Origin of the sequence: Nostoc cf. commune SO-36 (genome assembly GCF_023734775.1) — a bacterium.
In the GTDB taxonomy this organism is placed as follows: Bacteria; Cyanobacteriota; Cyanobacteriia; order Cyanobacteriales; family Nostocaceae; genus Nostoc; species Nostoc commune_A.
In genome coordinates this window covers 2,995,358-3,008,137 of record NZ_AP025732.1, presented here as the reverse complement: position 1 = coordinate 3,008,137, position 12,780 = coordinate 2,995,358, and the positions used below count along the sequence as shown (strand labels likewise).

Annotated in this window: 11 protein-coding genes; 9 read left to right on the top strand and 2 right to left on the bottom strand. The window is 35.4% G+C overall.

All coding sequences use genetic code 11. The features are described from left to right. Positions 1–22: 22 nt before the first annotated feature. From ANSO36C_RS13455 to proB, 7 genes are all read left to right on the top strand, one after another. On the top strand, positions 23–562 hold the full coding sequence (locus ANSO36C_RS13455) for a YqeG family HAD IIIA-type phosphatase (RefSeq protein WP_251959941.1): 540 nt from the start codon (positions 23–25) through the stop codon (positions 560–562). A gap of 494 nt (positions 563–1,056) precedes the next feature. Beyond that, positions 1,057–2,352, top strand: coding sequence for an ATP-binding protein (locus ANSO36C_RS13450; protein ID WP_251959940.1), 1,296 nt, complete (start codon positions 1,057–1,059; stop codon positions 2,350–2,352). 14 nt (positions 2,353–2,366) lie between these two features. Further along, entirely contained in the window at positions 2,367–5,381 is a 3,015-nt protein-coding gene (locus ANSO36C_RS13445; protein WP_251959939.1) for an ABC transporter substrate-binding protein, read from the top strand. Between the two features lie 84 nt (positions 5,382–5,465). Next, positions 5,466–7,052 (top strand): ATP-binding protein, encoded by a 1,587-nt coding sequence (locus ANSO36C_RS13440; RefSeq protein ID WP_251959938.1) that lies wholly within the window; start codon positions 5,466–5,468, stop codon positions 7,050–7,052. Between the two features lie 17 nt (positions 7,053–7,069). Then, a complete protein-coding gene (locus ANSO36C_RS13435; RefSeq protein ID WP_251959937.1) occupies positions 7,070–7,243 on the top strand; it encodes a hypothetical protein in 174 nt (57 codons plus the stop codon). Further along, on the top strand, positions 7,240–8,433 hold the full coding sequence (locus ANSO36C_RS13430; RefSeq protein ID WP_251959936.1) for an ABC transporter substrate-binding protein: 1,194 nt from the start codon (positions 7,240–7,242) through the stop codon (positions 8,431–8,433). The genes ANSO36C_RS13435 and ANSO36C_RS13430 overlap by 4 nt, the downstream gene beginning before the upstream one ends. A gap of 86 nt (positions 8,434–8,519) precedes the next feature. Beyond that, on the top strand, positions 8,520–9,629 hold the full coding sequence (gene proB / locus ANSO36C_RS13425; RefSeq protein WP_251959935.1) for a glutamate 5-kinase: 1,110 nt from the start codon (positions 8,520–8,522) through the stop codon (positions 9,627–9,629). Between the two features lie 143 nt (positions 9,630–9,772). Here the strand turns inward: proB and ANSO36C_RS13420 are convergent, their stop codons facing one another. Continuing rightward, positions 9,773–10,369, bottom strand: a complete 597-nt coding sequence (locus ANSO36C_RS13420) for an IS630 family transposase (protein WP_251959934.1) — start codon at positions 10,367–10,369, stop codon at positions 9,773–9,775. Further along, complete coding sequence (locus tag ANSO36C_RS13415; RefSeq protein WP_251955951.1) at positions 10,327–10,719, bottom strand: helix-turn-helix domain-containing protein; 393 nt, start codon at positions 10,717–10,719, stop codon at positions 10,327–10,329. Before ANSO36C_RS13415 ends, ANSO36C_RS13420 begins: the two co-directional genes overlap by 43 nt. 347 nt (positions 10,720–11,066) lie before the next feature. Between ANSO36C_RS13415 and ANSO36C_RS13410 the strand changes: the two genes are divergently transcribed. Further along, the gene (locus ANSO36C_RS13410) at positions 11,067–12,047 is read left to right on the top strand and encodes a DUF262 domain-containing protein (protein ID WP_251959933.1); all 981 of its coding nucleotides are present in this window, start codon (positions 11,067–11,069) and stop codon (positions 12,045–12,047) included. 6 nt (positions 12,048–12,053) lie between these two features. Beyond that, positions 12,054–12,578, top strand: coding sequence for a HEPN domain-containing protein (locus ANSO36C_RS13405; protein ID WP_251959932.1), 525 nt, complete (start codon positions 12,054–12,056; stop codon positions 12,576–12,578). The last annotated feature ends 202 nt before the right edge of the window (positions 12,579–12,780 follow it).

Here is a 12,780-nt window from a genome sequence, read left to right as displayed (position 1 = left end):
TACTTAAATTTGACTGTTGACTATGGCCTGGAACAATCTTTTACAGCCTGATTTGATTTTAGAGGGTTCAGTGTTGAACCTAACACCAGATATTATCCAAAAATACGGGCTGAAAGGGCTGGTATTGGATGTAGATGAAACTTTAGTACCTTTTACAGTAGGCATAGCTTCGCTAGAACTACGAGAGTGGGTGGAGCAAATTCGCACGTGTACTGTATTGTGCTTGGTGAGTAACAACCTGAGTGAAGCGCGAATTGGTGGAATTGCGCGATCGCTTAATCTACCTTACTACTTAGGTGCAGCCAAGCCTTCCCGACGCAAAATTAGAGCAGCACTTAGGGGAATGGATCTACCAGTGCATCAAGTGGGGATGGTAGGCGATCGCTTATTTACGGATGTCATCGCAGGTAATCGCCTGGGAATGTTTACCATTCTAGTTGAACCGATTGTCCATGCAGACGAAGCCCTCCGCTCTCATCCCATCCGCAACTTTGAAGTTTGGATATCGGAAATTCTGGGAGCCTCTATTACCCCCAAGAAAAAGAAAATTCACAAAACTTGAGAAAACGTCAGGAAAGTAAATCTAAAGAGATCATTAAGGAATCTGAATGTGATTCAAAAATCGGGGATCATAAGTATTAATAACATGGGGTCAGCCAAAAAAGACCCTAACTCATACTAAGTAAATATACTTCCGTAAAGCGTCAACCTTCACTATAGAGGGATTGGCGCTTTACAATTTGAATTGGGTATTGGGGGCTAGAGATTAGGTATTAGAGACTCAGTACTGCCTATTAGCCATTGGAAATTGGGTATTACCTATTAACTTTAGAAATGCCTCGGCTTATAGTACTGAGTAACCCCATAGTTAACAATTCAAAATTGAAAACATTCTCAGTCCTGGATTTAAACCCCAACACAAACTGAGGCTACGTATAAATATAGGACTATTAAACCCTTTTATTTACGATCAAGCATTGCAATCATTTTATAATGTTATGTAAAAGTGATACTATATTACTTAATTTCACTTAAGTGTTTATTTAAAAATCTTACATGCGACAAAAAAATCCTTTTGTTGTCGGAAAACCAGTACCTCCAGAGCATTTTGTCGGGCGAGCATCAGAAATTGCAGCTGCCTTTGATCAAATTTATAACCACAGCCACTTAGCAATTTGGGGCGGTTCAGGTATGGGCAAAACCTCCTTTTTGCAGAAACTAGAATCACCCCAAGCTTGGGAAGACCACGGAATGGATCCATCCCAAGCGGTAATTGTTCGTTTTAGTTGCGAGAGGATCGCTCCTTTCATACCTGCCAGTTTTTGGGGAGAAATACTGAGCCTTGTCAAAGATAAATTAACAGATGAATCTACATTGCAGGCTGATATTAATACAATTTTGCAAAAAGGAAGTCCGACTAAAGATAGCCTGCGAGAGATATTACGAAAGTTTAAAGCACAAAATAAATATCTTGTGTTGCTAATAGATGACTTCCATGTAGCGCTCGGTACGAACCAAGAATACGGGGAAGATGCGATGCAAAGATTTTTGAGTGAGTGCCGTAATTTGGCTGTTCACTCTGCGGAAGGACAACATCTGTCGATGATTGTTACTTCTCTGAAGCGTCTCAATGAATTAGGCCCAAAGCTCAATCCCAACGCTTCACCGTGGTACAACCATTATCTATTTTTGCGACTCAAGACATTTAATAATAGTGAAATTGACGACATATTTAAGACATTAAGAATACCAGAATTACGGGAAGCAATTAAAGAAATTACAGGCGGACATCCGTCTTTGCTACAAACATCTGGTTTTCTACTTCATGGAGATTTACTCACTGCAAATGCGCCAAGTGTAGATAAATTCGTTAGCGATTTTGAAAGTGTGACACAACAGATTTTTCAACATATTTGGCAAAGGTGTAGTGAAGTAGAACAAACTTTACTGATGCTCATGGCTCTTTCTGCTTTAAAAGGTCGCCTACATAAACAAAAACAATTTGATGTTAGTGGTATTGAATTAATTTTTAGCCAAAGAGAAGCAGAACTAATCAAGCTGGAAGAACAAGGTGTAGTAACTCACACTGTTCAAGAAGAGAAAAACATTTACTCTTTCACTTCATCAACAATGGAGCGTTGGGTAATTCAAGAACTTTGGCAAACTGACGAGAAGTGGTTGCAAGCCCGAGAAAAACTTTTTCTCAATTTGATGAGTCGCCAGCAGAAGGAGAAATTCACTACAGCTATTAAATGGCTATGGAACAATCAAGATAAAATTCCAAAGATTATGGAGTGGTTTGGTAAGTTAGTAGCTGCTTTCCCTAAAGGATTTATATTGCCAGGTAATTAGTACAGACAATTAATATGAATGAAGTAACTAATCGTAGAAATCCTTACATTCTTGGTCGCCCAATACATGAACCCAGCAGCTTTTTTGGTCGTGAAAGTCTATTCAGCTTTATTACAGATAATCTAAGCCAAGGTGTAAAAGTTATCTTGTTGCATGGTCAAAGACGTATTGGTAAATCATCTGTACTTAAACAGATTCCCAATTCCGTTAAGCTTGATAAATTTGTTTTTATCCAATTTGACCTGCAAGATCAAGCTAAGTTAAGTCTAATGGATATTCTGTACAATTTGGCTGACTCAATCACTGAGACACTTAAGGATAAGTCGATACTGCCGCCAAGAGAATCATTCCACCAAGAATCAACATTTGATAAGGATTTTCTCCCAAAAGTTTATCAGAGAATAGACAATAGAAGCTTAGTCTTATTGCTTGATGAGTTCGATGTTGCAAATCATGAAAGTAACGATATTAATACTGTTGAGCAACAACCATTATGTAACTACTTCAAAAAGCTAACGAGAGAGCAAGAGAAAATATTTATCATCCCAGTAATTGGAAGATATCTTAATGATTTACCAAACTTGCTGAGTTTATTTAAGGATGCGCCATCCGAACTAATTGGTTTGCTAGATTATACTAGCGCTAAACGAATGATTGTTAATCCTGCTGAAAGTATTTTGACATATGAATTAGAAGCAATACAGGAAATTATACAACTCTCAGCAGGACATCCATGTTTTACTCAAGTTATTTGCTCGGCTATTTTTGAACAAGCAAGAAAAAATAAGAAATGGAATATTGAACCTACTGATGTGCAATCTATTTTAAAAGAAGCGATTGAAAAAGCTGATTCATTCTTGCACGGTTTATGGGAGGTACTGACCGTCGAAGAAAGAATCATTATGTCAGCTGTATCAGAAGGTCAAGAGATAGCTATTAAGCAACTAAAAAAAGTTCCGGAAGAACCATTAAATTTGCTTAGGAAAAATGACATAAATCAGACAGAACAGCTATCTCAGGCATGGAAAAGACTAATTGAAAGCCGTTATTTATCTGATGACGGACGAAAAGTCACAGTTGAATTAATTCGTTGTTGGTTGCTACAATATCATTCACTAGAAAATGAAATAAAAGGTTTAAGAACAAAGGTTGAAAATACTAATACTGTTAATAACCTGATTGTAGTAGCAAATTTTTGGTCTGAACAAGGAAAACATGAGCTAGCATTACAGCATTACGAGCAGGCCATAAAAATAAATCCTGAAAATTTTAATATTAAAGTGTCTTTGGCTGAACAATATTTACAAGCAAAAGATTTTTCAAAATCTTTAGAACTTTACAAAGAACTTTTTCAAGCGGATTCTCAAGATTATAAGGAAGGATATTTAGATGCGTTGTCAGAATATGGACATAATTTAATAATCACAGAAAAGTTTACCACAGCAAAAGAGCAGTACAAGAAAATTTTAGAAATTGAACCTAATAGAAGATTAGCTAAACAAAAAATTTTAGAAATTGAAACTTTTGAGAAAAATGCCATAAATCCCACATCAAATACAATTAATTCCATAAATAACTCAATAGATAAAAATCACAAAGGTTTAACTTTAAGAAAAATACTTGCAGTAATGACACTTTTAGTTATCGGATCTGTAGGTTTAGCTACTTATCGGTTATCATCTGACTGTCCTCCAGGTAAACAGAAAGAATTTGGTGTTTTATGTATAGAAGATAAGAGTAAAATTAGTAATGGCGATCGCACTTTATTTCCTAATATTAAAAATAGCTTTCGTGACCAAGGAATTAAAGCCTTTAAACAAGAAAAATATGAAGAAGCCATTAAGCTGTTTGGAGAAGCTGTAAAAGCTAACCCTAACGATCCAGAAGTATTAATTTATCATAACAATGCTCGTGCTAAACAAAAAGGAAATTCTTTTACCTTGGCAGTAGCTGTTCCAGCAGATAACAATATTGACGTTGCTAAAGAAATATTACGCGGTGTATCACAAGCACAGGAAGAGTTTAATAAAAACAAAAACAATGGCTTAAATAGTCGATTGCTTGAGATTAAAATTGCCAACGATGCAGGTCAAAAAGAACAAGCCAAGCAAGTAGCTGCGGAGTTGATAAAAGACCCATCAATTTTAGGAATCATTGGTCACTACAGTTCTGACTCTACTAAAGCAGCCTTGGAAGAGTATAACAAAGCAGATATCGCTGTTATCTCTCCAAGTAGCACCAGTACACAATTACTGGGTAGGAAGAATTTCTTTCGGAGTTTGCCTTCTGATGCTGCTGGTGGAAAAAAATTAGCGGAATATGCCTTCAAGACGTTGAAGTTAACAAAAATAGTGATTTTTTCTAATCCTGAGAGTTCATACAGTGACAGCATGAGGGAAGAATTTACAAAGACATTTGAAACTTTGGGAGGTAAGGTGCTTCACAAACCACAAATTAATTTAGCTGATGCCACGCTAGATATGGATTCAAAGGTTAACAAAAGTATTTATAGAGACAAAGCAGAAGCAGCTGTATTAATTCCAGATAGGAAAAATATAAGTATTGCTCTCAAAATTGCTCGGGTAAACCAAGACATAGCTGAGAGATTCAAATCTCAAAATAGAAACAGATCAGCAATGAAGCTTTTAGGTGGAGATACCCTTTACAGCAATGAAATTTTAAGTCAAGGTGGAAATGCAGTAGAAAATTTGATTGTAGTGGTTCCTTGGTTTCGGGAAGCTCCACAAGCAAAAGACTTTGCCGAAAAAGCAAAAAAACAATGGGGAGGAGAAGTGAGTTGGCGAACCGCAACTAGCTATGATGCTACCCAAGCTTTTATTCAAGCTTTATCTTCTAATTCTGAACGGACAACAGTTATCGATAAATTAAAAAATATTAATTTTGTTGTAAATAATAGTAATACTTCTGGAAATATACTTCAATTTAGTCCTGAAGGAGAACGACAAACGGAGCCAATTTTAGTTCAAATACAAGGTGGAAAGTGGATTATGCCAGCACAAAATAATTAACCTAGAAAGTGAGGTAGACTACAGCAATTCGATTTAGATGGTGTAAAATAGAATACATACCTCTAGTAATATACTGTTAATGCTATGGCACACTTGGCATCTCGAAGAAACCCTTATATAATTGGTCGTCCAATAGATGACCCAAAACTACTGTTTGGGCGACAAGATTTGTTTTGTTTTGTTGAAGATAATCTGAGCCAAGATATAAAAGTAACTTTATTGCATGGTCAAAGACGTATCGGCAAGTCGTCTATAATTCGTAATATTCCCAAATCTGTTAAATTAGAAAACTTTGTTTTTATTCCATTCAATTTAGAAGATTATACTGGTGAGAATCTCTCTACAATACTAGCAGAACTAGCTAAAGAAATTATCAAACATCTAGAAATAGATCCAAAAGAAATCAAGCTACCTACTAGTGAAGATTTAGACCAAGATAAATCTATTTTTTACAGTCAATTTTTGACTAAGATTTTTGATGAGTTAGACAGAAAAAAAATAGTTTTTTTGTTAGATGAGTTTGAAGCATTAATTTATAATTCTTCTGCATTAATGCTAAAAAAATTTTTTACTTATTTGAATTCGGTAATTCAAGTAGAAGACAAACTATTTTTGATTATATTTGCAGGTAGACAAGCTGCCAATATGCCGAATTTGCTCAATTATTTTCAGGATGCTTCTACCCGTGAAACCGAAATAGGTTTTTTAAATAAGGATAGTGCTATACAGCTAATTACATATCCGGCTCAAGGAATTTTAGAATATAAGCCAGAAGCGATTCAAGCTATTATTGAACTATCAGCAGGACATCCTTATTTTATTCAAGTCATCTGCTTTGCTATTTTTGTCAGAGCTAGAGAATTAGATGAATGGCATATTAATGTGCAAGATATAGATAATATTGTTGAGAAAGCAATTGAGAATGCAGAAGCGGGATTAGCGTGGTTTTGGGATGGGTTGACTATTCCAGAAAAAGTTGTGTTTTGTGCTGTTGCAGAATCTCAGAAGATAGCTATTGAGAAATCTCAAACGCTTACAGAAAACCCATTTAAACTACTTAACAAATATGGAATAGAGAAAACAGAAGTTCTAAAACAAGCAGTTAAAGAGCTTATTAAGTATAATTTTTTGTATGAGACAGGTAACAAAATCAAAATTGAATTAGTGCGTCGTTGGTTACTGCAACGTCATCCATTACGACAAGAAATTAAGGAGTTAGAAAAATTCAAAGAAGAAGAAAATTATTCCACTTACGAAGTTAAAAAGCAGTTAGCTCCACAGGAAAAGAAACATAATAATCTAGCTACTTATAATACTGCTTTAGCTCCTAATTTTCATAGGTTAAATTTTGATCTAGTTTTAGCTGAAGGATGTTTACATAATCAGGATTACACTACAGTCTTAGAAATTTATAATAGAGCTGATAAAGCAGACCCTTTAGGCAATAAAGAAGGGTTTTTACAAGCGATTGAAAAATATGCAGATGAATTGAAGCAACAACATGATTGGAAACAGGCAAAAGATTTATTTAACAAAATATTAGAAATAGAGCCATTGAAGTTTTATGCAGAAAATAAGAAGCGAGAAATTGAGATTTCTGAAGAAAAAGAAAAGTCTCAGATTATCTTGAACTCTCACCAAAAGAGAGGTTATCCAAAAGGACTCATGTAGTTATAATAGCAGGAGCAATGGCAATTTCTGCTATTTTGGGGATAGGTATTGGTCGTTTTTCCACACCGTGCTTGGCAAGCGAAAATAAAGTATTAGGTATTTTATGTGTAGATGATGCAAGCGTTAATTTTAGTAGCGGCGATCGCACTTTTTTTCCTATTGTAAATAAACCTATCGTGACCAGGTATTGAAAGTTTTAAAAAGGGTGATTATCAAGATGCTGTTAAATTATTTAAACAAAGCAGTAGAAGCCGATCGTACAGATCCAGAAGTATTAGTTTACTATAATAACGCCCTTGCTCGTGACAAGGGAAATTATTTTACCTTGGCAGTAGTTGTCCCCGCAGATAACAATACTAACTTTGCTCAAGAAATATTGCGTGGTGTGGCGCAGGCACAACAAGAGTTTAATAATAAAGATGGCTTAAATGGGAGATTGCTGTCTATTATTATTGCTAATGATGGTAATGGTAAGGAACCAGAAAAAGCAAAACAAGTTGCTGCTGAGTTGGTAAAAACTAACTCTCTATTAGGAGTAATTGGACATAATTATAGTGAGGCAACGAAAGCAGCTTTAACAGAATATGAAAATGTTGGAATATCAGTGATATCTCCTACCAGTAGTAATACTTTATTGCACAAGAGTAATGTTTTCTTCAGGACTGTACCTTCAGATGCAGCAATGGGAGAAAAATTAGCAAAATACGCTATTAATAATTTGAATTTAACAAGAGTAGTAATCTTTAAATCTACGAGTTTCTTTAGTGAAAGTATGACGCAGGAATTTCAAAATAACTTTGAAGAGCTAGGAGGTAAAATTGTTCGTCAAGTTGATTTGACAGAAAGGACATTAAATGCACAAAAGGAAGTTAAGCTAAGTTTAGCTAATCAAGCCCAGGCAGCAATTTTAATTCCAGATAGACAATATACTGATGTTGCTTTAGATATTGCTAAAGCAAATAATAATATAATTAACAGTTCTAAAAATCGAAAAAAACCGGGACTAAAATTATTAGGTGCGAATACTCTTTATAGCGATGAAACCTTAAGTAAAGCTGGTAAGGCAGTAGAAGGTTTAATTGCAGTTGTTCCTTGGTTTAGGGACGCAGCACAAGCAAAACAATACTCTCAAAAAGCTAAAAAATTATGGAAAAGTGACGTCACTTGGCGTACTGCAAGCAGTTATGATGCAACACAAGCTTTGCTTCAAGATTTATCTACTGATTCTAATCGTACAACGATTCTCACAAGTTTAGAAAATGCGAAGTTTTCGGTCAATCAAACTTCAGGATATCCATTCAAATTTAGTTCTGAAGGAGAACGGGAAACTGAGCCAATTTTAGTACAAATAAAAGGTGGGAAGTTTGTTGCAGTACCATAATGAGTTATGATCGCAATTTTGGATTTTGGATTGAAGAAAAAATCTAAAATCTAAAATTAAATGACTCCTAACTCCTAACTTTTTAGATGCCACTCACAATTGTTGTCAAGATCGGTACTTCTAGCCTAACTCAACCAGAAACGGGACAATTAGCACTTTCCACCATCGCTACTTTGGCGGAGACACTTTGCCATTTAAGACACCAAGGACATCGGGTAATTTTGGTTTCTTCTGGTGCTGTGGGGGTGGGTTGTGCGCGATTGGGTTTAACTGAACGTCCCAAAGCGATCGCACTCAAACAGGCAGTAGCAGCAGTTGGACAAGGCAGATTAATTCGGATATACGATGATTTATTTACTACTCTGCAACAAGCGATCGCTCAAGTATTATTGACACGCAGTGATTTAGTACAGCGCAGCCGCTATCTCAACGCCTACAACACCTTTCAAGAACTACTGGGATTGGGAGTGATCCCCATAGTAAATGAAAATGATACCGTAGCCATAGACGAACTAAAATTTGGTGATAATGATACCCTTTCGGCATTAGTTGCCAGCCTAGTAGAAGCAGATTGGCTATTTTTGCTTACTGATGTCGATAAGTTGTACTCAGCCGATCCGCGTTCCGTACCAGATGCGCGACCGATTTCTCTAGTTAGTAGTATTAAAGAATTAGCTCAATTACAAATACAAACAGGTTCCCAAGGTTCCCAGTGGGGTACTGGTGGGATGGTGACAAAAATTTCGGCTGCGAGGATTGCGATCGCTGCGGGAGTCCGTACCGTAATTACCCAAGGGCGATTTCCCCGGAATATCGAAAAAATTATCCAAGGTGAACTGATTGGGACACATTTTGAACCACAACCTGAACCGACTTCGGCGCGTAAACGTTGGATAGCTTACGGACTTGTACCTGCGGGTAAATTGTATTTAGATGAAGGTGCGATCGCGGCAGTTTCTCTAGCGGGTAAATCGTTATTAGCTGCTGGAATTAAGCTAGTAGAAGGAGAGTTTGACACACAAGATGCAGTGCAATTGTGTGACACAAACGGTAACGAAATTGCCAGGGGACTTGTGAATTACAACAGCAATGAACTGCAAAAGATTTGTGGGCGTCATTCACGAGAAATTTCCACAATTTTAGGATATGCCGGTGCAGAAACGGTGATTCATCGGGATAATTTGGTTTTGACTTAGCAAGGTCAAGCTAAGAAACGAAAGCAAAAATTGAGACAAGTAAACCTAGTGACTTCCACAATAGATAATTGTATACTATAATTTTTGTGGAAGCCTGTATACTCTCAGACTAAAAGTTTGGAGCTATACAGCACTTCCCGGTGTTATGAGGTACAATAGCAACAATTAGTAAACCAGTTTTTTAAATGTTGAGGATTCATTAAGTCGAGTGCAACTGAGATTACTGTATCAACCATTTCTGTTGTAGTTGGAGCAAAACTGCGTAAAAAAGATTTGAGTTTTGACCACCATAACTCGATTGGATTAAAATCAGGAGAGTATGAGGATAAACAAATAACTTTCGCACCTACAGCTTCAATCATTGGTACAATTGATGCTAGTTTATGGGCAGGTAAGTTATCCATGACGACTACTGCTCCTGTCCATAAATTAGGCGCTAAAAACTTCTCAATGAATACATCAAATGCTTGGCTATCCATTGAGTTATTCATCGTCATTAACGCCACTACTTTTTTAATACTAATTGCTCCAATTACTGTGACTTTTGCACCTCTATAAAATGGTTTTTGGTCGTAAGCTCTTGTTCCTTGTTGCGAACGCGCATGAGTTCTTGCCAGACCTAATAAAACTCCTGTCTCATCTAGGAATACTAAGTTATCTGGATCTATATCTCTGACCTGTTCCCAATATTCTACTCTTAGTTTTTGAACTCTTTCTGTTGCTGCTTGACTACTCCGCAATGTTTTTTTTTACGATTTAATCCTAATTTTTGTAAGGCACGACACATTGCACTTCGACCTACCCAATTACCAGTTTTGTCTGCAAATAATTCACACAACTCTATCAATGTTGCATCTGGATGTGCTTCAACTAATTCTCTTAACTCTATGTCAGCATTTGTCAGATGACTAAATTGTGGTTTTCCTCGCGGCTTTGGTTGTAAATTTCCTTCAAGTTTTTGTTGTTTTACAAGCTTTTGCACTAAACTCTTTGAGACAGAAAATATGTTAGCTACTTTCCTGATTGAGATATTTTTTTGAATATGTGCTGCAACTATTTTTTCTCGAAGCTCGATAGAGTATGACTTCATTTAAAAGTATTTATATTTTAACCTAGTGTACCTTATAACAGGCGGAAGCGCTGTATATATTTAGCCTATTTGTGTAGGCTAGTAATTTTATACAGTTAATTTAACTAGCTCGATAAATTTATTTAAGCAGCAGATGCAGGAAAATTCTGAAGTTACGTTAAACTGGTTTGAATCTTCTGATGACTCCCAAGACGAGGAATCATACACTATAAATGAGTATGAGATAACAACATCTCCTAATGATTTTAATACTCGAACAATGTATGACTTTATGGAGTCTGGTGCAATTAAGATACCAGCCTTTCAGAGGAACTATGTATGGGATATAAAACGAGCCTCAAAGTTAATTGAAATCGATTATTATTGGTTTACCTATTCCACAAATATTCCTCTATGAAGAGTCAAGAAATAGTTTTCTTGTAATAGATGGACAGCAGAGGCTCATGTCCATTTTTTATTTTATAAAACAAAGATTTCCGAAAAAAGATAAAAGGAATTTTCTAAGGAGAGTTTTTGAAGAAAATGGGAAAATACCTAACAATGTTCTTAATGATGATGAATATTTTACGAGTTTCAATCTACAGTTACCTGTAAATACACCTCAACAACCAAATAAATTAAATAAACTCAATTATTCTACACTTTCTGAATATAAATTTGCATTTGATTTAAGAACTATTAGGAATGTTTTTATTAAACAAAACTTTCCTGAAAATGATGACTCATGTATATACGAAATATTTAATAGGCTTAATTCTGGTGGTATCAATTTGAAGCCTCAAGAAATACGAATGAGCCTTTACTATTCGGACTTTTACACAATGCTATATAAACTAAATACTCTTCCAGAGTGGCGTAAAATCATTGGTGTGAATGAACCAGACTTGAATATGAAAGATATTGAAACCCTGTTGAGAGGATTTGCAATATTAATGGAATGGGAAGGATATCAATCTTCAATGGTTAAGTTTCTTAATGACTTTTCCCGAAAATGTAAGAGAGTAAGTAAAGAACAAATAAATTATCTTGAAACTTTATTTAACTCTTTCTTACTAACCTGTTCAAATTTACCTGAAAAAGCTTTTTATCTAAAGACAACGAAGAAATTTAATATATCTATGTTTGAGGCTGTGTTTTTTGCTCAATGTAGCAGTGCATTTAAAGAACAACGCTTAGTAGAAAGAAAGATAAATCCTGAAAAGCTTGAATCGCTGAAAAATGATGGAGAATTTATAACAGCTATCCAATCTCAAACAACAAGTAAAGAAAATGTCAAAAAAAGGCTAGAAAGGGCAATGAGTATTTTATGTGAGCAAACATTATCTTGAGATCAAATGGGAGAGACTATTGTTGATCGCATATATAAAGATAACTTAGAATTACTAGAATATCTTAACCAACAAAAAGAAATATCTTTTGCTAGTCAATTTGATGCAACTTTTAAAAAATCTCTGTTGTTATCATCAGCAAGCTTTTTTGAGGAAGAGATTTGTAAAATAGTTCAGGCTTTTGTTGAGCGTAAGACTAGCAATGATAAGTGTATAACTTCTTTAGTTAAACGGAAGGTAATTGAAAGACAATATCATACTTACTTTGAATGGGATGGTAAAAACGCAAATAAATTTTTTGCATTGTTTGGGGAGGACTTTAAAAATCAATTAGTACAAAAAATAAAAAAAGAGCCCAAATTGGATATTGCGCTCAAAGCTTTTTTAGAGTTAGGTAATATGAGGAACTGTCTAGTTCATCAGAACTTTGCAAACTATACAATTGATAAGACAGCTAAAGAGGTATATGACTTATATCAAGAGGCTATGATATTTGTGAAATGGCTGTCTGATAATTTCGATAATTCCTAAATTTTAGCAATGTATTTAGTCTTGAGCAGGGGCAAATCTATCATCAGCAGCCGACCGCCTGTTTTTTTCTGCACTTTTCTTTGCATTTATTGTTTTTTGTCAATATGTAAGTTCTATTAATGATGTCATTCACCCATCTTTTCTTATACCATCACACAAGATAGTATCTTTCTCAGGAAAGATGTTTGCGCTCAAGATACAT